This is a genomic window from Synechococcus sp. HK05, assembly GCF_019104765.1.
Taxonomy (GTDB): domain Bacteria; phylum Cyanobacteriota; class Cyanobacteriia; order PCC-6307; family Cyanobiaceae; genus Vulcanococcus.
The window spans coordinates 255,081-275,331 of the sequence record NZ_JAHRXJ010000002.1 but is presented as its reverse complement, the minus strand read 5'-3'; the positions used below and the strand labels follow the sequence as shown (position 1 = coordinate 275,331).

General features: G+C 65.8%; 16 protein-coding genes. 7 read left to right on the top strand and 9 right to left on the bottom strand.

Translation table 11 applies throughout. The features are described 5' to 3' along the window. Window positions 1–75 precede the first annotated feature (75 nt). Complete coding sequence (locus tag KUL97_RS02590) at window positions 76–576, top strand: glycoside hydrolase family 104 protein (protein WP_368656071.1); 501 nt, start codon at window positions 76–78, stop codon at window positions 574–576. On the opposite strand, the gene KUL97_RS02585 is transcribed toward KUL97_RS02590, so the two are convergent. Next, complete coding sequence (locus KUL97_RS02585; protein WP_217795402.1) at window positions 567–962, bottom strand: DUF2605 family protein; 396 nt, start codon at window positions 960–962, stop codon at window positions 567–569. The two genes, KUL97_RS02590 and KUL97_RS02585, sit on opposite strands and share 10 nt — an antisense overlap. A 196-nt stretch (window positions 963–1,158) precedes the next feature. On the opposite strand from KUL97_RS02585, the gene thrS reads away from it, so the two are divergent. The 6 genes from thrS to KUL97_RS02555 all read left to right on the top strand — a co-directional run bounded on the left by thrS (window position 1,159) and on the right by KUL97_RS02555 (window position 10,287). Then, the gene (gene thrS, locus KUL97_RS02580; protein ID WP_254896135.1) at window positions 1,159–2,871 is read left to right on the top strand and encodes a threonine--tRNA ligase; all 1,713 of its coding nucleotides are present in this window, start codon (window positions 1,159–1,161) and stop codon (window positions 2,869–2,871) included. Next, window positions 2,871–3,869: a glucokinase gene (gene glk, locus KUL97_RS02575; RefSeq protein WP_217795400.1), complete on the top strand. Its 999-nt coding sequence runs from the start codon at window positions 2,871–2,873 to the stop codon at window positions 3,867–3,869. The genes thrS and glk overlap by 1 nt, the downstream gene beginning before the upstream one ends. A 31-nt stretch (window positions 3,870–3,900) precedes the next feature. Next, window positions 3,901–4,863 carry a homoserine kinase gene (thrB, locus tag KUL97_RS02570; protein ID WP_217795399.1) on the top strand — a complete coding sequence of 321 codons (963 nt, stop codon included), beginning with the start codon at window positions 3,901–3,903 and terminating at the stop codon, window positions 4,861–4,863. Window positions 4,864–4,989: 126 nt separating this feature from the next. Beyond that, the gene (locus tag KUL97_RS02565) at window positions 4,990–6,612 is read left to right on the top strand and encodes an NAD(P)H-quinone oxidoreductase subunit 4 (RefSeq protein WP_217795398.1); all 1,623 of its coding nucleotides are present in this window, start codon (window positions 4,990–4,992) and stop codon (window positions 6,610–6,612) included. A gap of 52 nt (window positions 6,613–6,664) precedes the next feature. Further along, window positions 6,665–8,779: a M3 family metallopeptidase gene (locus KUL97_RS02560; protein WP_217795397.1), complete on the top strand. Its 2,115-nt coding sequence runs from the start codon at window positions 6,665–6,667 to the stop codon at window positions 8,777–8,779. 38 nt (window positions 8,780–8,817) lie between these two features. Continuing rightward, window positions 8,818–10,287 carry a hypothetical protein gene (locus tag KUL97_RS02555; protein ID WP_217795396.1) on the top strand — a complete coding sequence of 490 codons (1,470 nt, stop codon included), beginning with the start codon at window positions 8,818–8,820 and terminating at the stop codon, window positions 10,285–10,287. Here KUL97_RS02555 and KUL97_RS02550 read toward each other — a convergent pair. The 8 genes from KUL97_RS02550 to KUL97_RS02515 are packed head-to-tail and all read right to left on the bottom strand — an operon-like array spanning window position 10,172 to window position 20,178. Beyond that, the gene (locus tag KUL97_RS02550; RefSeq protein WP_217795395.1) at window positions 10,172–11,287 is read right to left on the bottom strand and encodes an alpha/beta hydrolase; all 1,116 of its coding nucleotides are present in this window, start codon (window positions 11,285–11,287) and stop codon (window positions 10,172–10,174) included. The genes KUL97_RS02555 and KUL97_RS02550 overlap by 116 nt on opposite strands. After that, on the bottom strand, window positions 11,284–11,838 hold the full coding sequence (locus KUL97_RS02545) for a hypothetical protein (RefSeq protein ID WP_217795394.1): 555 nt from the start codon (window positions 11,836–11,838) through the stop codon (window positions 11,284–11,286). Before KUL97_RS02545 ends, KUL97_RS02550 begins: the two co-directional genes overlap by 4 nt. After that, complete coding sequence (locus KUL97_RS02540; protein WP_217795393.1) at window positions 11,828–12,526, bottom strand: DUF6629 family protein; 699 nt, start codon at window positions 12,524–12,526, stop codon at window positions 11,828–11,830. The genes KUL97_RS02545 and KUL97_RS02540 overlap by 11 nt, the downstream gene beginning before the upstream one ends. Before the next feature lie 53 nt (window positions 12,527–12,579). Continuing rightward, window positions 12,580–13,200, bottom strand: a complete 621-nt coding sequence (locus tag KUL97_RS02535) for a triacylglycerol lipase (RefSeq protein ID WP_217795392.1) — start codon at window positions 13,198–13,200, stop codon at window positions 12,580–12,582. Beyond that, on the bottom strand, window positions 13,197–13,571 hold the full coding sequence (locus tag KUL97_RS02530) for a dihydroneopterin aldolase (RefSeq protein ID WP_217795391.1): 375 nt from the start codon (window positions 13,569–13,571) through the stop codon (window positions 13,197–13,199). Before KUL97_RS02530 ends, KUL97_RS02535 begins: the two co-directional genes overlap by 4 nt. Beyond that, window positions 13,568–14,899: a glutamate-5-semialdehyde dehydrogenase gene (locus KUL97_RS02525; protein ID WP_217795390.1), complete on the bottom strand. Its 1,332-nt coding sequence runs from the start codon at window positions 14,897–14,899 to the stop codon at window positions 13,568–13,570. Before KUL97_RS02525 ends, KUL97_RS02530 begins: the two co-directional genes overlap by 4 nt. Next, window positions 14,896–15,795 (bottom strand): ROK family protein, encoded by a 900-nt coding sequence (locus KUL97_RS02520; protein WP_217795389.1) that lies wholly within the window; start codon window positions 15,793–15,795, stop codon window positions 14,896–14,898. Before KUL97_RS02520 ends, KUL97_RS02525 begins: the two co-directional genes overlap by 4 nt. A 9-nt stretch (window positions 15,796–15,804) precedes the next feature. Continuing rightward, complete coding sequence (locus tag KUL97_RS02515; protein WP_217795388.1) at window positions 15,805–20,178, bottom strand: translocation/assembly module TamB; 4,374 nt, start codon at window positions 20,176–20,178, stop codon at window positions 15,805–15,807. Window positions 20,179–20,251: the final 73 nt, after the last annotated feature.

The window sequence follows — 20,251 nt, the reverse complement described above, 5'->3', positions numbered from 1 at the left end:
ACAGCCCTGGGGCTCTTGCTCCTAGCCGCAGGGCCCCTGGTGGCCCCCTCCCAGGGACGCCAGCAGGCCGCCGAGGTGAGCAGCGCCGCCGCCAACAGCACGGCCACTTACGCCATCACGCCGCAACGGCGCGCCCTGCTCAACACGATTCGCTACGCGGAGGGCACCTGGAAGCAGGGCCCTGCCGGCTACCGCACGCTGTACGGGGGCGGACGCTTCGAGAGCCTGGAACGGCATCCGGAGATCGTGGTGGTGAAGCGCTACACGAGTGCTGCGGCCGGCGCTTACCAATTCCTGCCCACCACCTGGAGCGAGGCCGCGAGCAAGTTGCAACTGGCGAGCTTTGATCCGGACAACCAGGACCAGGCGGCCCTCTATCTGGTTGACCGCCGCGGGATGCTCGAGCACATCGACGACCAGGGACTCACCCGGGAAGCCATGGCTGTGCTGGCGCGGGAATGGGCCTCATTCCCCACCCTCGCCGGACGCAGCGCCTATGGGCAGCCGGTGAAACAAGCTGATGAACTGCAGCGCTTTTACAGCAGCAACCTCAAAGCCCTGGCCGATCAGGCCTGAGGCTCGGTGTCGCCCCGTCCATCGGGGGGCAAGGCCACCCCGGCGATGCGCAACATCGACGACAGGTTCCACACCCGCATCATCAGGCGATGCCAGGGGGCCATGGCATCCATATCCACAGCCATCGGCGTGGTGCAGGCCGCCCGCAGGGCGCGGGTGGCCGCGATGGCCTGCAGCGCTTCCTCGAGCTTGAGGCGCAGCGACTGCTGCTCAGCGGCAGGCAGCAGGTGATCGGGTGTGAGCTCCAGCAACACCAACCCACGCTGAAACCAAAAGCAGAAGTCGTCGAACAACGACTGCAGCAGCTGATCCAGCAACTGAGCCGGCTCTGCATCCGGATCGGGCCCAGGTGGCTGAGCGGGGGGAGGCGGCAAGGAGGAGTCCATCACGGCGCAGCGTAGGAATCGGCCCAAATCCCCTGCGTAGGATCAGGGTTGCTACCCCACAGCCGTGACCGCGACCCGCCCTGCCGCAACCCGTTCCTCCGGCAGCGTCGCAACCACCACGGCCACCACAGAAGCCCCTGCGCTGCAGCTGCCAAAAACCAGCGAAAGCGACCAGCTGCTGCGCATCCGCCACTCGATGAGCCACGTGATGGCCATGGCAGTACAGCGCCTGTTTCCGAAGGCGCAGGTGACGATCGGTCCATGGACCGAAAACGGCTTCTACTACGACTTCGACAGCCCCGATCCCTTCACCGAGGCCGATCTCAAGGCCATCAAGAAGGAGATGATCAAGATCATCAATAAGAAGCTGCCGCTCGAGCGCCTCGAGGTGAGCCGCGCTGAGGCGGAGGCCAAGATCAAGGCCCAGAACGAGCCCTACAAGCTGGAAATCCTGGTGGGGATCCAGGAGCCGATCACGCTCTACACCCTCGGTGAGGAGTGGTGGGATCTCTGCGCAGGCCCGCACGTGGCCAACACCAGTGAGCTCAACGCCAAAGCCTTCGAGCTCGAAAGCGTGGCCGGGGCCTACTGGCGCGGCGATGAAAACAACGCCCAGCTGCAGCGCATCTACGGCACCGCCTGGGAAACCCCCGAGCAGCTGGCCGAATACAAGCGCCGCCAGGAGGAAGCCAAGCGCCGCGACCACCGCCGCATCGGCACCGATCTCGATCTGTTCTCGATCGAAGATGAGGCCGGTGCAGGCCTGGTGTTCTGGCACCCCCGCGGCGCCCGCATGCGCCTGCTGATCGAAAACCTCTGGCGCGAACTGCACTTCGCCGCCGGCTACGAGCTGCTCTACACGCCGCACGTGGCCGATATCAGCCTCTGGAAAACCTCAGGCCACCTCGACTTCTACAGCGAGAGCATGTTTGGCCCGATGCAGGTGGACGAGCGGGAATACCAGCTCAAGCCGATGAACTGCCCGTTCCACGTGCTCACCTACGCCAGCACGTTGCGCAGCTATCGGGAACTGCCGATCCGCTGGGCTGAGCTGGGCACGGTGTACCGCTACGAGCGCCCGGGCGTGATGCACGGCCTGATGCGCGTACGCGGCTTCACCCAGGACGACGCCCACGTGTTCTGCCTGCCGGAGCAGATCTCCGACGAGATCCTTGCGATCCTGAATCTCACCGAGCAGATCCTCTCCACCTTCGATTTCCGCCACTACGAAATCAACCTCTCCACCCGGCCGGAGAAATCGATCGGCGAAGACGCCGTGTGGGAGTTGGCCACCCAAGGCCTGATCGAGGCTCTGGATAGGAAGGGATGGGCCTACAAAATCGATGAGGGTGGCGGCGCCTTCTACGGCCCCAAGATCGACCTGAAAATTGAAGATGCCATCGGCCGGATGTGGCAGTGCTCCACCATTCAGCTCGATTTCAACCTTCCAGAACGGTTTGATCTGGAGTACGTGGCCGCCGATGGCTCTAGGCAGCGGCCGATCATGATCCACCGCGCCATCTTCGGTTCGCTGGAGCGGTTCTTCGGGATCATGACCGAGAACTACGCCGGCGACTTCCCCTTCTGGCTGGCGCCCGAGCAGATCAGGCTGCTGCCGGTCACCGATGAGGTGCGCGATTACGCCGCCGGCGTTGCAGCCCAGCTTCAGGCCGCGGGGGTGCGCGCCAGCATCGACCACTCCGGCGATCGCCTCGGCAAGTTGATTCGCAACGGCGAGCAGATGAAAATCCCGGTGCTTGGGGTGATCGGCGCCAAAGAGGCCGAAAGCGGCCAGATCAGCCTGCGCAGCCGGCGTGACGGCGATCTGGGCAGTGTGGCCCTGGCTGATCTGGTGGCAGCAGCGAGCCGCGCCAATCAGGATCGGAGTGCAGGTCTGCCCCTGGGCTGATGACCACCCTTCTGGCCGGCGACATCGGCGGCACCAAAACCCTTCTGGCGACTTACACGCTGGATGGCGGCCAGCTGCGCCAGCAGCGCACCGAGCGGTTTGTGTCGGCGGACTGGGCCGATTTCGGCGACCTGGTGAATCACTTTCTGGCCGCCGAACCGGCGTCAAGCCGGCCGAGCCATGCCTGCTTCGCCGTTGCTGGGCCCGTGCGGCAGGGCCGCGTGAAGCTCACCAACCTTCCCTGGCAGCTGGAGCAGACAGCCCTAGCCCATCGCTGCGGGCTGGAGCAGGTGGATCTGGTGAACGATTTCGCCGTGCTGATTTATGGCCTGCCCCACGTGCAGGCCGATCAACACTGCCTGCTGAAGCCCGCAGCAGGGGGCAGTGATCCCCAGGCGCCAGTCGCCATTCTTGGCGCTGGCACCGGATTGGGGGTGGCGATCGGTGTGCCCACGGCCCAGGGGCTGCAAGCCATGGCCAGTGAGGCCTCCCACGCCGAATTCGCGCCGCGCAACGAGGCGGAATGGCAGCTGAAAGGCTGGCTCAAGCAGGATCTGCAGATCGAACGGGTGTCGATCGAGCGGGTCGTGAGCGGCACGGGTCTGGGAGATGTCATGCGGTGGCTGCTGGCCACAGACCCCTCAGCCGAAGGCCATCCCCTGGCCAGGGTGGACAGCACCGAGCGCCCCGCGGCCACCGCCACGGCAGCGGCGGCCGGTGATCCCCTGGCCCGCCGCGCCATGGATCTCTGGCTGGGCGCCTACGGCAGCACCGCCGGTGACCTGGCCCTGCAAACCCTTTGCAGCGGGGGCCTGTGGGTGGGCGGCGGCACAGCGGGAAAACTGCTGGAGGAACTGCAATCCCCCGCGTTTCTGGGCCCACTGCTGCAGAAAGGACGCCTCAGCACGGTGCTCGAGCAGGTGCCGGTGCTGGCCCTGACCGATCCGGAGGCCGGGCTGTTCAGTGCCGCCTGCCGCGCCCGGATGCTGATGGGCTGAGTGGGACACTGGCCCCAGCAGAACCGACCGTATGGTCCGCCCCCGCATCGGCCAGGGGGTTGTGGTGGATGTTCCCGCCACGACAGCCAACCTGGGCCCCGGCTTTGACTGTCTGGGGGCCGCCCTGGATCTCAACAATCGCTTTGAGATGCGCTGCATCGAAGGCGATGGCGAGCGCTTCGAGCTGGTGATTGAAGGGAGCGAGGGCTCTCACCTGCGGGGCGGCCCCGACAACCTCGTGTACCGCGCCGCCCAGCGGGTGTGGAAAGAAGCGGGCGAGCAGCCGATCGCCATCGAAGCGCGGGTGCGGCTGGCGGTGCCCCCGGCCCGGGGGCTGGGCAGCAGTGCCACGGCGATCGTGGCCGGATTGATGGGCGCGAACGCCCTGATTGGCGAGCCCCTCAGCCGCGAAAAACTGCTCGAGCTGGCCATTGATATTGAGGGCCACCCCGACAACGTGGTGCCCTCGCTGCTGGGTGGTCTCTGCATGACCGCCAAGGCGGCCTCCCACCGCTGGCGGGTGGTGCGCTGCGAGTGGTCGCCCGAGGTGCTGGCGGTGGTGGCCATCCCCTCGATCCGCCTTTCCACAAGCGAAGCGCGGCGAGTGATGCCGAAGGCGATTTCGATCGCGGATGCGGTGACCAACCTGGGCTCGCTGACGCTGCTGCTGCAGGGGCTGCGCACGGGCAACGGCGACCTGATCGCCGATGGCATGCACGACCGCATCCATGAGCCCTATCGCTGGGGCCTGATCCAGGGTGGGCGTCAGGTGCGCGAAGCCGCCCTGCAGGCGGGCGCCTGGGGCTGCGTGATTAGCGGCGCTGGCCCGAGCATTCTCGCGCTGGCCAATCGTGATCAGGCCGGCGCCGTGCGACGGGCGATGGTGCGGGCCTGGGAAAGCGAAGGTGTGGCCTCGCGCGCTGAAGTTCTTCAGCTGCAGCAGGCTGGCAGCCGCTGGAACACCATCCCCGACCGCGACACCACCAGCCCCTGATGGGCCTCACCAGAGGCCCAAAAGCCAAGCCCCAAACGGCCTAAGTAGAAATACCCAGCTGTTAGATTCACTCCTCTCATGGCCTGATCCTCGGACAGGAGCAGCCATCAATGCGATGAGGTCTTCATGGACGCCTTTTTGCCCCTCTTGGCCGCGTCCTCCGGGCTTGCCAGCTCGGCCTTCGGGGATGCCGCCGTGGCAGAAGGTCTGCTGGCCGCTCCCACCAGTTTTCCCTGGCTGAGCCTGATCACCCTGCTGCCCGTTGCGGTGGCACCGCTGCTGATGGTGCTGCCCGGTGACGGCACCGATCCAAAGCTGCCCCGCACCATTGCCCTGATCACCTTGCTGGTGGATCTGGGCCTGATGCTCTTCGTGTTCAGCCAGCACTACGACGGCTCCATCGCCGGCCTGCAGCTAGTGGAGCGCTTCGCTTGGGTGCCGGCGATCGGGCTGGAGTGGTCGCTGGCCACCGATGGCCTCTCCGCACCGCTGGTGGTGCTCTCTGGCCTGGTCACGCTCCTGTCGGTGGCCGCCAGCTGGAACATCCAGAAGAAAACGCGCCTCTACTTCGCCCTGCTGCTGGTGCAGGCCTCGGCCCAGGCGATGGTGTTCCTCTCCCAGGACTTCCTGCTGTTCTTCCTGGCGTGGGAACTGGAACTGGTTCCCGTTTACCTGCTGATCGCCATCTGGGGCGGCCAACAGCGCCAGTACGCCGCCACCAAGTTCATCCTCTATACCGCCACGGCCTCGCTGCTGATCCTGGTGAGCGGTCTGGCCCTGGCCCTGAATGGGCCCTTCACGCTCAACCTCAGCGAGCTGATCGCCCGCTCACCGGGCGGCACCTTCGGCCTGCTCTGCTATTTGGGCTTCCTGGTGGGCTTCGGTGTGAAGCTGCCGATGTTCCCGCTGCACACCTGGCTGCCCGACGCCCACGGTGAAGCCAACGCTCCTGTGTCGATGCTGCTGGCGGGGGTGCTCCTCAAGATGGGCGGCTACGCCCTGCTGCGCTTCAACGTGCAGATGTTGCCTGAGGCGCATCTGGTGCTGGCGCCCGCCCTGGTGGTGCTCGGCATCGTGAACATCGTGTACGGCGCCCTCAACGCCTTCGCCCAAGACAACGTGAAGCGGCGGATCGCCTGCAGCTCTGTGAGCCACATGGGCTTCGTGCTGCTGGGCATCGGCGCCATCGACAGCCTCGGCATGAGCGGCGCAATGCTGCAGATGATCAGCCACGGCCTGATCGCGGCGGCGATGTTCTTCGTGACCGGTGTGTTTTATGAGCGGACCAAAACCCTCTCCATCCCCAACATGGGCGGCCTGGCCAAGGTGCTGCCGATCACCTTCGCCTTCTTCCTGGCCAGCTCCCTGGCCTCCCTGGCCCTGCCGGGCATGAGCGGCTTCGTGAGCGAGATCACCGTGTTCCTCGGCCTCACCAGCAACGCCGACTTCACCGTGGGCTTCCGCGTGATCGCCGTGGTGCTGGCCGCCATCGGTGTGGTGCTGACGCCCGTTTATCTGCTCAGCCTCTGCCGCCGGGTGTTCTTCGGGCCCCGCATTCCGGCCCTGGCCGTGCTGGGCGATATGAAACCCCGCGAGCTGGTGATCGGCCTCACCCTGCTGGTGCCAACCCTGGTGATCGGCTTCTGGCCGCGGGTGGCGATCGACGTGTACGAGGCCTCCACCACGGCCCTCTCCGACAACCTGGCGCAGCTCGCTGTGGTGGCGCTTCGGCTACCCGCCCTCGGCTGAACCGCATCGGCGTTGATCCACAGGCTGGAATGGTGCTGATCCGCCCAGGCCTATGAGCAGCGCCACCGCATCACGCCCCGAGATCCTGCGCGGTGAGGGGCTCCCCCGCTTTGAGGCGATCACGCCTGAGGCGGTGAGCAGCGAGATCCCCAAGCTGATCACGGAGCTCTCCGAGGAGCTCTCCGCACTGGAACAGGGGCTCCAGCAGGCCATGGGCGCAGCTACGGCGCTCACCTGGGCCGCGGTGATGGATCCCCTTCAGCGCCTGGGGGAGCGGCTGCGCTGGAGTTGGGGGGTGGTGAGCCACCTCAATGGGGTGTGCAACAGCCCTGAACTCCGGGAAGCCCATGCTGCCCAGCAGGCGGCAGTGGTGCAGTTCGGCAACCGCGCTGGCCAAAGCCAGGTGATCTATCGCGCCCTCGAGCAGCTGGCGCAGCACAAGCAGGCCCTCGATCCCACCCAGCAGCGGATCCTGGCGGCCGAATTGCGCGACATGCAGCTGCGGGGGGTGGGCCTGAGCGGTAGCGAACAGGAGGCCTTCAATGCCGCCAGCCAGGAGCTGGCCGAGCTCTCCACCCGCTTCGGCAACCAGGTGCTCGATGCCACCAACGGCTGGACCCTGAAACTGAGCGACCCAGCCGAGATCGACGGCCTTCCCACCAGCCTGTTGGATCAGCTGGCCCAGGCGGCCCGCCAGGCCGGCGACGCCGATGCCACGGCGGAGACAGGTCCTTGGCTCCTGGGGCTCGACATGCCCCGTTACGCCCCCTTCCTCAAATACAGCCGCCGCCGCGACCTCCGCGAACAGGTGTACCGGGCCCATGTGAGCCGCGCCTCCGGCAACAACGGTGATGCCCTCAACAACTGGCCACTGATCGAGCGCATCCTCACCCTGCGGGGAGAGCAAGCCCGCCGCCTCGGCTATGCCAACTGGGCGGAGGTGAGCCTGGCCGCCAAGATGGCCGACTCCGAAGCCGCTGTAGAGGCCCTGCTCGAGGAGCTGCGCGATGCCGCCTACCCCGTAGCCCAGCAGGAGCTGACGGCCCTGGCGGAATGCGCCCAGCGTGTGGGTGCCGCAGAGGCCACTGATCTGCAGCCGTGGGATGTGAGCTTCTGGGCCGAAAAACTGCGCCAGGAGAGCTTCGAGCTCGACAGCGAAGCGCTACGGCCCTACTTCCCGCTGCCCCAGGTGTTGGAGGGACTGTTCGGCCTGTGCCAACGCCTGTTCGGGATCAGCATCGAAGCTGCCGACGGCGAGGCACCGGTATGGCACAGCGATGTGCGCTACTTCCGCATCCTCGATGGCGGGCAGCCGCTGGCGGCCTTTTACCTCGACCCCTACAGCCGCCCCGGCAGCAAGCGCGGCGGGGCCTGGATGGATGAATGCCTCGTGCGCTCCCGCAACGCCGATGGAACGCCGGTGCTGCCGGTGGCTTACCTGATCTGCAACCAGAGCCCGCCGGTGGGGGACACCCCCAGCCTGATGACCTTCGAGGAGGTGGAAACCCTCTTCCACGAGTTCGGCCACGGCCTCCAGCACATGCTCACCACTGTTGAGCGTCCCCAGGCCGCCGGGATCAACGGCGTGGAATGGGATGCGGTGGAGCTGCCCAGCCAGTTCATGGAGAACTGGTGCTACGACCGCGCCACGTTGATGGGAATGGCCCGCCACTGGCAGAGCGGCGAGGCCCTGCCGGAGGAGGAGTACCGCAAGCTGCTGGCAGCGCGCACGTTCATGGGCGGCTCCGCCACGCTGCGGCAAGTGCACTTCGCCCTGGTGGATCTACGGCTGCACAGCCAGTGGCATCCAGATTGCGGCCAGAGCCCTGAGCAGTTGCGCCGCGCCATCGCTGAACGCACCACAGTGCTTGCTCCGATCGATGAGGACGCCTTCCTCTGCTCCTTCGGCCACATCTTTGCCGGTGGTTATGCAGCCGGCTACTACTCCTACAAGTGGGCTGAAGTGCTGAGCGCCGATGCGTTCAGCGCCTTTGAAGAGGTGGGACTCGAGAACGAAGCGCAGATCCGCGAAACCGGTCGCCGCTTTCGCGACACCGTGCTGAGCCTCGGTGGAAGCCTGGATCCCAAAGCGGTGTTTGAAGCGTTCCGCGGCCGGCAACCCAGCAGCGATGCCCTGATTCGCCATTCCGGGTTGGTAGCCGTCTAAGGCGAGTCGACACAGGATGGGGCGTTGATCGAACCTCGATGGCGCCCCTGCTTCGTGATACCGATCCACTAGCGCTGGTGGAGCCGTGGCCCTGCGAGGTGCCGCTCACCGGCTTGGAGGAAGCGCTGGAGCGCAGTGTGTTTCGCTCTGGGCTCAGCCGCGCTGATTGGCTGAAGCGACTGGCAGAGGATTGCCACAAACCGCAGCTGCTGCCGCTGCTCTGGCTCTTGCCAAGCCGCTGGAAGCTGGCGCCCGCCCAGCTGCCGGCACGGCTGCAGGCCCTGGCGGGGCTGCTGGAGCGTGGCCTGCTCACGCCGGCTCTGCTTGCCGCCCTTGCCGACGACCTGCCCCACCTGCTGCCGCCATCGGCCAACGGCGATTCCGATCCCCTGGCGCTCTGGAGCAGCCAGGGCCAGCCGGCTCTTCCGCAGCAGCTGCAGGCCTTGCTCGCCAGCTCGAGCGATGAACCGGCTGACGAGGCTGCCGGCGGGATACCCACCAGCAGCCGCCCCCTCAGTGGCGGGCTGCTCTGGCACAACGTGGGGCTGCACTTTGAGCAAGCCGCCGGCGAGCGCCGCCGCAATGGCCTCACCGCCCGGGTGTTGAACCGGCTGGGGGCCAATCGCCTGCAGCGCCCCGGCAGCGAGGCATCACCCTGGAGCATCGATGGATGCAGCAGCAGCGGCGCCTGGCTTCAACACTTGCAGCAACAGGGCTGGCAGGCTGAGGCTCGCCTGCGCTGCAGCGTGGCCAGCTTCGGGCTTGGGGCCAGCCTGCCCTTGGAGCAGGGGGGGTGGAGCCAGGTGCCCCTGGCCCTGCCCATCCGCACGGGCCTCCTGGGAGACGACGGCCAGGAACGCCGGGCCCTCTTGCCCCACAGCTGCCTAGAACTGAACCTGCGCCTGGACCACGTGTGGATCCGGCTGCAGTACTACCAAGGCACCGAGGGGCTCTGCGGCTGGGCGGGCCTCAACGACCTGCATCGCCCCTGGCAGAACGATCGCCATAACGGCACGGTTCGCTACCTCGGGGAGACCTACAGAGGCGAACGCCTCCTGCAACTGCTCGACCTCTGCGAGGTGATTGCCCTGGTGCACAACATCGAGGCGAGCGAGCAGCAGCTGGTGAAGGGTGGCTACGGATCGCTGGGCTTCTGCATCGACAGCTCGGCCCTGATTCAGCAGGTGATGGAGGGGCGCTGTCAGCTGTTCCCGGTGCTGATGGGCGGCATCTGGCGCGAGCGGTTGCTGCGGCGCTCCACACAGCTGAAGCCGCAAGCGGGGCCCTGGCTGCAGGCCTACCACCAGGCCCTGCTCGAGTTACCCCACGACGGCAGCTTGCACGGCAACGCAGCCGATGAGGCACTGCAGCGCTTGCGCCAGTGCCAACCAATTAGCAGTCCGTTTGCGCTGGTGCAACAGCTGACGCTGGCAGCGCCGCCACAATCGCCTGAACCACCGGCAGGCGATAGCGATCGGCAAAGGGGCCTTGGTCGCCGTTGTGATTGAGGCCAGCAATCTCCCGCCGCTGAATCCGGCCCTGGGCCCAGGCCTTGTTCCAATTGGAGAGGGGCAGCAGGGGCAAGCGCCCCGGATAGGCCAGGCGTCCGAAGGCGGCCACCGGATCGTTGCTCCCCACGATCTGAGTGATGCCAGCAAGTTGATGCAGGACCTGGTTGCCGCTAAAGACCCCGCAAAAGCTCACAATGCTGACGGCTGAATGGGTGATGCGGCGGAGGTAATCGCCCACCCCCATCGCCATCTCGGCACCCCCGCTATAGCCCAACAGCACAATCGAATCAGCTCCACCGGGGCGAAATCCAGCTTCTGCCAAACGCAAACTAATCTTCAAAGCCAATTCGTAATTGAGGATCGGGCCATAACGCCGATCCGAGGAGATCCCCACTTTGATCACATTATTGGCCTGAACCAACACGGCGGCCAACAGCTGGATCCAAGCATTGGGGTGCTGCTCCTGCAAGGCAAACAACCGCCTCCAAAACCAGGCACTACCGGCATCTTCCGCCAAAGCAACGGGCATCACGGTGTAGGTTTCCAAGCCACGCACCAACGTGGAATGGGCAGGCAGGTGCTGCTCCAACACCTCCAGAAAGGCAGACACCCGCGGCGGGTGATCCCGCTCCAATTGGTGAATGCCATCGAGATAAACGAGATAACAGCGATCCGCAGCGCCGGAAGCCGATGCATCCGCACGTTCGGCAGAAGGAAACAGGCTGGCCGGGGCCGGCAGGCCATCCAACCAGCCTTCCCAGAAGGCGAATTCACTCACCAACGAATAGATGCCGGCCGCGGGGATCAGCACCAACAGCAAGAGCCCACTAAACTGCAGCAGAATGCGCAGATCATCCGGCGTGAGCAAGTTGCGCAGGGCCAGCAGGAGATGGCCGACGCCGATCAGATTGATACCCAAGCCAACCGCCAGCACCAAAATCAGCAGCTTCAGATTGAAGCGCTGAACCCAAGGGAGCACGCGGCTGGCCGTGCTCATGGCACCCCCAGCTCCGAAGCCAGCATCGCATAACTGCGTTGCCAACTCTGGCGAAACAACAGCCCAACCAACACCACAGCCAAAACATATCCCGGCGTGCACAGGATCACGCTCTGATCCCACGACAAACCAAAGCGCACATGCACAAACGTGATCACGTTGAGGTGCATCATCACCCAGATCACCAGCCCGATCGTTTCACCGATGTAGGGAGCAGCCACCGCCAGATAAAAACAGGCCGGCAGCAAACAGGTGGCAATGCCATCCACAAAGGCGCTGGGATGCACAGGATTCGAGCCGTAGAGCCTCAAGAGCACCATGTCGATGGAGCTGGTGAGCAGAAAGGCCACCGCCAGCATCAGGGCATCAAGGCTCAGGCGCCAGAGGATCTGGCGGGTGGTGAGGCGATTGGCCAACAGCGCAAACACATGGGATAACGACATCGAAACCCCCACCACCAACAGCAGCCCCAAGCCGAAATCAGCCTCAACCATCCAGCCACCCAGGGCATCGAGACCCCGCTCAATCGGATCGAGCCACTCACCGAGCATGGCGAAGCTGGGGACGATTCACGATCCAGAGCACCACGATCGACAGCACGGCACAGTAGAAGCACCACACGGAATTAAAGGTGGCGCTGTAGGTGAGCCATGTGAGAAAGATCGAGACAAAGATCAACACACCAAACAATTTCACAGCCTTGTCGGCCACCGCCAGAAGAGGCAACACGATGAAGCCCCAATACACCAACTCACCCACCGGCTCGGTATTCACAAAGTTATGCACGATGCTGTGCAGATTGGAGATGTCATAAAGCAAGCGCCCGGTGCTGTGCACAGCCGGCTGCACGGCCGGTGGATCGAACAAAACCGGCAGATAAAACGCCACACCCATCACCGTGCTCACGATCGCCACCCAGCGCAACCGATGTTGCAAGCCATGGGAATCGGTGCTGCGACTGATCGACCAGGCGCTCCAGGGTATCCACACCATCCAGAAGCAATACGCAAAGAACAAAAAACCCAATCCAGCCAAGGTGGTGAGTGGCTCAATGCGGCCCTGATCCAGGGCCGTCCACTCCAACCCCTCCACAAATTGCTGCACCCCGAAGAAGAAGGGAACCAGAGCCAGCGGAACGTAATTCGGTTGCTGATTGCTGCGGGCGAGATGGGTGCTGTAAAGGCCAAGAGGCATCAACACCGCTGAGGCCGTAAAGCTCGCGGACGCCGAAAAGCACATGGCGGTGAACGGTGATCTGTCCTTCTGTTAGCCGGGATCGCCAGCTCTGGCAATCAAGTGCCGGGCTGCTGAACGCCATCAACAGCCAACAGCACATCCGCCAGGGCGCGAATCGCCCGCGGATGAACGATCAACTGCCGGTGGGTGAACACCGGCACCGGCTGGCGCGATCCCAGCGGCAACACCGCCCGCCAACCTGGCACCACCGTGAGATCGGTGGAGGTGAACAGGCTGTGGCACTCCAAACCGGCGAGCAGCGGCGCCTGGCTGCGTAGATCGCGCAACAGGGCACTGCCGATCTTCATGTCGGCAATGCCTCCAAACCACCGCCTGGGCACCAGTTGGGCTGTGAGGGTGCCGTTCTGCGGGCTTCCCAGACAGACAAAACGGCGTGTGCGCTGCCAACCCTCGTGCTCTTGCAACCAGGTGCGGCCAATCACACCGCCCATGGAAAAGCCGAACAGATCAAGCTCCTGCCTGGGTCCAAAACGCGCCTCCAGCAAAGCTGCAAGCTGGGACGCCAACTCACGGATCGGCACCATCCCGAGCCGATGGGGCAGGTGAGGGGCATAGAGCTCCAGCGCCGGGTTGCGCCGCAACAGTTCCTCCTCTAAGCGGCGAAACAGGCGTGGTGTGTCCCAGAGGCCATGCAACAACACCAGCGGACGGCTCATGGCAACCAGCGCCGGGAGCGTTGCACCGCCACGATGCCGGAGAATCCGGGCACTGGGGCCTGACATTTACGCAGTTCCAACCAAATCGGAACCAGCCCATACAGCTCTTCCAACAGCTCCAGAATTCGATCGCTCCAGTGCTCGAGCGTGAGACAGCGCAGGGTTCGGGCCTGAAGCTGCAGGGCCTGAATCGCACGGCTGTAGTCGAGGGTCTGGCTCAGATCATCGGCAGCGGCAGCGGCGGCCATGGAGAATCCCAGGCTGAAATCCAGCTCAAACCACTGGCCCGTGCGGCGCTCGTGCTCCAGAACCCCCACATGGGCCCAGAGCCGGAGGCCACGCACGACCACCCGATCGGCAGCCTCGCTCACAACGGCAGATCGCGGTGGGTGAAGCTGCGCTCACCGCAGGCGTAATCGGCCGCAATGTGGCCGTTGCCGCGCATCCAATAGCGATAGGTGACCAGCCCCTCCAAGCCCACGGGCCCTCGCGGCGGCAAGGTTTGGGTGGAGATGCCCACCTCGGCGCCAAAGCCGTAGCGGAAGCCATCGGCGAAGCGCGTGGAGCAGTTGGCGTACACACCGGCACTGTCAACACTGCGCAGGAACGTCTCAGCGGTGTCGGCATTGGTGGTGCAGATCGCTTCGGTGTGGCGCGAGCCAAAGCGTCCGATGTGATCAAGCGCCTGATCGAGTGAGCTCACCACCCGCACGGCAAGCACGAGGTCGGAGTATTCACGGCGCCAATCGTCGTCAGCGGCGCTGTGGCTCACGCCAAGCCTCTGGGCCGCTGCATCGCCTCGCAGTTCCACACCAGCGGCGGCAAAGGCCGGCAGGGCCGCCGTTAGGAACGCCGCAGCACTCTCCTCATGCAGCAGCAAGGTTTCGATGGCGTTGCAGGCGGCGGGGTATTGGGTTTTCGCATCGATGGCGATGCGTACCGCCTGTTCAATGTCAACCTCGCGGTCGACATAGAGATGGCAGATGCCATCGGCATGGCCCAGCACCGGAATACGGGTGTTGTCCTGAATGAAGCGCACCAGCTCGTTGGAGCCGCGGGGAATGATCAGATCCACCAGCCCATCGAGCTTGAGCAAACCCAGGCTCTCCTCGCGGGAGGTGAGCAGCTCCAGCGCCTGCGGCTCCACGGCACTGGTGGCGAGGCCGGCGCGCAGGGCATCGAGGATGGCCGCACAGCTGCGGCTCGCTTCCCGGCCGCCTTTCAGCATGGCCCCGTTGCCGGAGCGGATCGCCAGCGATGCGATCTGCATCACCGCATCGGGCCTGGCCTCAAAGATCACCCCGAGCACCCCTAGGGGAACGCTGACGCGCTCCAACAGCAAACCTTGATCCAGTTCGCGGTGCAGCTGGCGCACCCCGAGTGGATCGGGGAGCTGAGCCACCTGGCGCACCCCTTCAATCGCGGCGGCCAACTTGGCGGCATCGAGCTTGAGGCGCGCCACCAGGGCGGGAGCCAGACCGTCGGCCGCGGCAGCGTTGAGATCGGCTTGGTTGGCCGCCACGATCTGATCGGCAGCGGCTTCCAACGCCGCGGCCATCGCCTCCACGGCCTGGCGGCGCTGCTGATCGCTGAGGCGGCCCAGCGCCATGGCGGCCTGCCGCACGGCGGCCGCCCGTTGCAGCAGATCAGGGGTGGGATCGGGAACGCTCACAGGCGTAGTGGGCACTGGGCGCATCATCCCAGCCGGCTATGGAGCAGACGATCGCGGGCCAAACGGGCGGCACCGAGGCGACCGGCCCCATTGCCGAGGGCACAACGGCGAATCTCAAGCCCCTGGCGGCTCTCGCGCTGCACCCGTTGCTCCACTTCCGCCAGGGCGCTCGGCAGGAAATGGTGGCTCGCCGCACTCAGGCCGCCACCGATCAACACCAGCTCGGGGGTGAGCACATAGATCAAGGAACTCAATCCCACCCCCAGGTGGCGCCCGAAGCGCTGCCAGATCGCCGACGCTTCGGGATCGCCAAGATCCGCCCGCTGGCACAGCTCGTGGGGAGTGAAGGGCGACTGGCGGGCCAAGGCGCCGATGCTGCAGAACTGCTCCAGGGATCCGCGGTTGCCGCTGTTGCAGGCCGGACCATCGGGATCGATGCAGATCAGGCCGGGCTCCGCCGCGGCGCCGCCATGGCCCGTGAACAAACGGCCATCGAGCAACACACCGCCGCCTACACCGGTGCCCAGCGTGAGCAACAGCACGTGTTGGTAGCCCTTGGCAGCGCCCTGCCAGGCCTCGCCCACCACGGCGCAATTGCCGTCGTTGGCGAGGGTGACGCGCCGCTGCAACTGGGGCTCCAGCCACTCGGCGAGGGGAACCTGCTCCCAGCCCGGCAGGTTGATGCACACCCGCGCCACGCGACCCGCCGCATCCATCGGCCCGGGCAAGCCCAGCCCCACGCAGGAGGCCAGCCGATCGGGGTCGAGCTGCTGCACCGCCTCCACGATCGCGATCACCACGGCACCGGGCATGGGCGGCTGGGGCGTAGGCACCTCCAACTCCGCCAGCAGCTCTCCCTCCAGGCTGAAGCGGCCCAGCTTGATCGCCGTGCCGCCCAGATCCACGCCGATCAACTGGGCCATGGCAGCAACTTAGAAGCGGAAGAGCAGCTGCAACTGGCTCTGCCAGCGGCCCTGAGTATCAATCGAGGTCTGCACGCCCAGCTGCTGACTGGCCTGGTAGTTGAGGGTGAGCTGTGGCGGCAGATCACTGCGATTGGGAGCCGCCAGAACGGAGAAGTTAAAGCGCTCAGTGATATCCAGACCAATCTCAGTGCCCAGCACAAGCTCAGAAGGCAGCTGGCGGGAATTCCGTTCTGAAGTGGCGTCCACCTGGGGGATGAAATAGGTGGGGTAAATCGCGAAGGTCAGACGCTGTCCGAAGGCATCGCTCAGGCCACTCACCACGGGAGAGAGCAGCGATTGGCCCAGCACTGTGGCCAGAGCAGCCCCGGCGTTACCGCTGGCCAAACCCACAAGGGAGTTGCCGCCGATCAGGGCCAGCAAACGCTCCTGCGACAACGGCGGTGTACTGCTCACACGGATGTTCTGGGAGAGGCGATCCGCCGGACCGGAAGCCTCCACGCGCACCTTGACCAGTTGCAGCTGATCAATCGAGTCGGCGGCGGACACATTCCAGTTGTAGAGATTCACCTCACTGGAGGTATTGGCCGCCATCAACGTGTCGGAGACACGGGTCCGCAGCGCGACATCCACGTAGGGAATCAGGCCGAGACTGGGGGTGAACACCGCCACGTTGGCCGCATCGGGATCGAGGCTGAAGGTGGTGGTGAAGAGGCTGAGCCGGCCCTTGAGCAGCCGCACCACCCCGATCACCTCGAGTGAGGGATCGAGCCCTCCGCGCAGGGTGAGCAGGCCGCCGGTGTTGAAGTTGAGCAGGTTGGGAACACTGACCCGCAGATCCGGCCCGAGCCGCACCCGCAGATTGTTGAAGCCCAGGAAGGGCAGGTTCGGCACTGCGGAGCGCAGATCGCGGCTGGTATCGCCCTCCATCTGCTGACCCATCACCACCAAAGGCTCCTGGAAGTTCCAACGCTGCTCCGCGAGTTGGGCCACACTCACCGGCTGCGTGGGATTCGACGCTGTCGCCAGGCCACCGGGCTGAACATTGAGACTTCCGCTGCTGATCTGGATCTCGCCACCGAGCTGCAGCCGGCGCAGTGAACCAGACACCAGCACCTCGCCATCGGCCTGGGCCTGCAGACGCGGCACTTTGAAGGGCACCTGCTTCACCTGCAACCTCAGCGGCCGCGGTTGATCCGCGATGGCCTGCATCAGTCCCAACTGGCCGGAGCCGCTGATCTCTCCCTTCTCCCCCACACGGGCCGTGAGCTGCTGCAGCTCGAGCTCGCTGAAATCGAAGAGCACCGTGGCCTCCAGCTCGCGCATCGTCTGCCCGGCCACCTGCAGTACCCCATTGCGGAAGCGCAAGAAGCCGTTGGCCACAGGGGCCTGGAGGGAACCGCGCACAAGCAGCTGCAGGTCAGCGCTGCCCTCCTGCCATTGGAAGCCTGAGCCCCCCAGCACTGAGAGGAACTGCAAGCCATCGCCGCGGCTGGCCACCCGCAACTCCAGCGCCTCGCTGGATGGCTGGAGGGGCACCGTGCCTTTGAGATCGATGCTGTTGGCTGCGCCATCGCTGCGCAACGACCAATCCAGGTTGAGATTGCCGTTCTCCAGCGCCAGATCACCGCGCTCCAGCCGCAAGGGTTGGCCGGCCAGGGAGGCATCCTGCAGCGCCAGGGCCAGCTGCAGTTCAGGCCGGCGCCGACCATCCCCGAGGGCGTAGCGCCCTTTGGCTGACAAACCACCCGTGAAGCCATCGGGCACGGTGGTGAACAAGGCCAGCAACGCCAGGGGGAGATGCTCCACCGAGAAGCTGGTGGGCCCGTCGAGGGGGCCCTGCAGGCTCAGCGCAACAGGAGCTTCAGTGAGCGCCTGATCCCGGTCGCTGCCGCGCAGCCACACATGGCCGCTCGCCTCCAGGTTGAGCGAGAGCCGATGGATGGAGGGCCCCATCAAGGTGAGATCCGCATCCACCAGGGCTTGCAGCTGGCGGGGATCGAGGCGATCCCTGCCGCTGCGCTGCTTCTGCAGCACCGCGGCGAGCTGCTGCTGGGCCAGATCCAACGCCTGCAGCTGATCGTTGAGGCTGAGCCCAAAGGTGTTGATGGCCAGGCCCTGAAGATCCGCAGCCGACCCGCTCCAGCGCGGGGGGCCAACGCGCCAGAGCGCCGCAGAACGCCAGAGCTCCTGCAGGGTGTTGGTGCCGAAGCGCCGCGCTTCAAAACGGGCCCAGAGCCGGCCGCCCTGCTCACCGCGCAAACGCAGAGCCACGCTGTCGTCTTCATCGCCCCGCCAGCTGCCTTCAGCGCTGTAGCGGCCCTGGCGGTAGGTGCCGCTGGCGCTGAGGCTGCGGCCATACAGCCCCAGCAGCTGGGGCCGATCCAGGCGGATCGCGCCGCTGATCCAGAGCGGTTGCAGATCGAGCTGTCCCTTGCCGCTCAAAGCCCCTCCCAAGGGCTGGAACCGGCCGCTGGGCCCCAGGGCGAATTGGAGCCCGCGCAACGGGAACGCTTCCGCACTCCAGGCATAACGGCGGGGATCCCCCGCAAAGCGGAGCTCCCCGCTGGAGCGGCGCAGGCTTGCCGCGGCTGGCATCCAGCGGCGATCCAACTGAGCCTCGAGCTGACCGGGATCGGCGGGAGCCAAAGCCTCAAGCGCCAGGCTTCCGCCGCCGCTGCGGGAGCCCTGCAGCACCCCTCGCCAGCTCTCGAGCAGCTGCAGCGGGCCCACCCCTGGGTCGCGCACCAGCAGCTGCAGGTTGGGTTGCAGCTGCTGCAGGGGACCTTGCACCGTTCCCCAGGCATCCAGATGGCCGCGCAGGCGTGTGCCAAGCAGGCCACTGAGCCGCTCCAGGGGGTAGCGCTTGAGATCGATCTCCAGCTGCAGGGCACCGGCACGCCAACCAGCGCCGGCCTTCGCGACGAGAGGCAGCCGGCCGGACCCATCGAGCACGGGAGATTGAAAGCGCTGCAGATCCAGCAGGTGCGGTTGCAGCTGCAGCTCGGCCAACCAGTCGCCCAGCAGCGGATTGCCCTGTTGCCGCAGATCCAGCTGCAGTTGCGGGCGACTCCAGCCGCCTTCTTGCCGCAGGGAGGCACTGAGTTGGGGGTTAGCGCCCAGCAAGGGAGCGAGCACCGGCTTCAACTCGCGGCCCACCTGCAACGCCCCACTGCGCAGCTGCAGCTGCGGCCAGAGCGATCCAGCCGCTTGAAGGCTGCTGGCGCCGTAGCGCAGCAACAACCGCGGCATCGCCACCTTCAGCGTGGGCTGGGAGCGAATCGTGATCAACGATTCGAGCCGCAGGGGTTGGGCTGGCTTCTGGGGCCAACGCAACCCCTGCCAAGCAGCCGAAAGGTTGAGGTTGGGCCGTTGCCAGGGGCCATGCAAACGGGCCTGAAGCTGATGGCCAGCCCGAGGATCACGGGCCTGGAGCTGCAGCTCCAGCACGCCCTTGGGCAAGGCCAGCTGCCCCTGCAAGCGGCCACGCCACAGCCCCCAGGCCACGGGCGATGGCGCCAATCGCAGGCCGCTCTTGTGGCATTGGAACGCCAGGCTCTCAGCGATGAGCGGATCGGTGACCGCCTGAGGACGCCAGCGCACTGCGGAAGCGCGCACACCACCGGAGCAGCTGCCCACGCCGGAGCGACGCTGCAGCAGCAGCTCACCCTCCACGCGACCATCCAATCGGCCGACCAGTTGCCCCTGCACGCCCACCGGCAGCAGGGGCATCAGCGGCCGCAGCGGAACCTGCTGAGGCTTGAGTTGCAGCCGCCAGTCGCGTTGCTGCCAATTGGCCTCCAGGGCAAACGGCAGCGCTCCACCGGCCTTGGGAAGAACAGTGCCCCGCACGCCCACCTGGCGTCGCCACAGCGGAAGATCCGCCTCACCGCGAAGGCTGAACGGGATCGCGGTTGCCGCGGTCTGGCCCGCAGCGCTGTGCAACACCGCTTCACCGGGCTGCGGCACCTGAATGCGCAGGGCCAGCCGTGGTGGTTCCCGGCCGGGCTGCTGACTGGGCAACTCCCAGAAGGCACCACGAGCATTGCGGCGCAGCTGAACGCTGGGGCGGATCACCTTGATCTGCAGCACCAGGGCGCGCTGCAGCAGGCTCCCCAGCGGATCCACCGCCAGCTCGACCGCCTCGGCATCCACGCTGGATGGGTTCTGGGGTGCAGGGAGAAAACGACTGCGCCCGGCCGCCAGCCCCAGAGGCCGCAAGCCGCGATAGGGGCCCAGCTCCAGGGGCTGCCCCATCGCAGTGCTCACGAGCTGCTCCAGCCAGGGGCGGCGCGCGCTGTAGAGCCGACCCACCAGCCGATCGGCCGCGAACCAACCTGCGCCGGCCAGGGCAATCAACCCGCAGCCACCCCAAATCAACACCGGCCTGGTGGCGGCCAGCGGTGATGCGCCAACAGGGCGGCCTGATCGGCGGAGGGATCGGTGGATCCGGCGG

What these genes read in the sequence shown, in the direction of transcription:
- KUL97_RS02520 (WP_217795389.1), bottom strand. Translation starts at nt 15,795, where the DNA reads ATGGCCCAGTTGATCGGCGTGGATCTGGGCGGCACGGCGATCAAGCTG.
- thrB (WP_217795399.1), top strand. Translation starts at nt 3,901, where the DNA reads ATGGTCCGCCCCCGCATCGGCCAGGGGGTTGTGGTGGATGTTCCCGCC.
- KUL97_RS02555 (WP_217795396.1), top strand. Translation starts at nt 8,818, where the DNA reads ATGGCGCCCCTGCTTCGTGATACCGATCCACTAGCGCTGGTGGAGCCG.
- KUL97_RS02560 (WP_217795397.1), top strand. Translation starts at nt 6,665, where the DNA reads ATGAGCAGCGCCACCGCATCACGCCCCGAGATCCTGCGCGGTGAGGGG.
- glk (WP_217795400.1), top strand. Translation starts at nt 2,871, where the DNA reads ATGACCACCCTTCTGGCCGGCGACATCGGCGGCACCAAAACCCTTCTG.
- KUL97_RS02540 (WP_217795393.1), bottom strand. Translation starts at nt 12,526, where the DNA reads ATGTGCTTTTCGGCGTCCGCGAGCTTTACGGCCTCAGCGGTGTTGATG.
- thrS (WP_254896135.1), top strand. Translation starts at nt 1,159, where the DNA reads ATGAGCCACGTGATGGCCATGGCAGTACAGCGCCTGTTTCCGAAGGCG.
- KUL97_RS02545 (WP_217795394.1), bottom strand. Translation starts at nt 11,838, where the DNA reads ATGCTCGGTGAGTGGCTCGATCCGATTGAGCGGGGTCTCGATGCCCTG.
- KUL97_RS02550 (WP_217795395.1), bottom strand. Translation starts at nt 11,287, where the DNA reads ATGAGCACGGCCAGCCGCGTGCTCCCTTGGGTTCAGCGCTTCAATCTG.
- KUL97_RS02525 (WP_217795390.1), bottom strand. Translation starts at nt 14,899, where the DNA reads ATGATGCGCCCAGTGCCCACTACGCCTGTGAGCGTTCCCGATCCCACC.
- KUL97_RS02565 (WP_217795398.1), top strand. Translation starts at nt 4,990, where the DNA reads ATGGACGCCTTTTTGCCCCTCTTGGCCGCGTCCTCCGGGCTTGCCAGC.
- KUL97_RS02535 (WP_217795392.1), bottom strand. Translation starts at nt 13,200, where the DNA reads ATGAGCCGTCCGCTGGTGTTGTTGCATGGCCTCTGGGACACACCACGC.
- KUL97_RS02585 (WP_217795402.1), bottom strand. Translation starts at nt 962, where the DNA reads ATGGACTCCTCCTTGCCGCCTCCCCCCGCTCAGCCACCTGGGCCCGAT.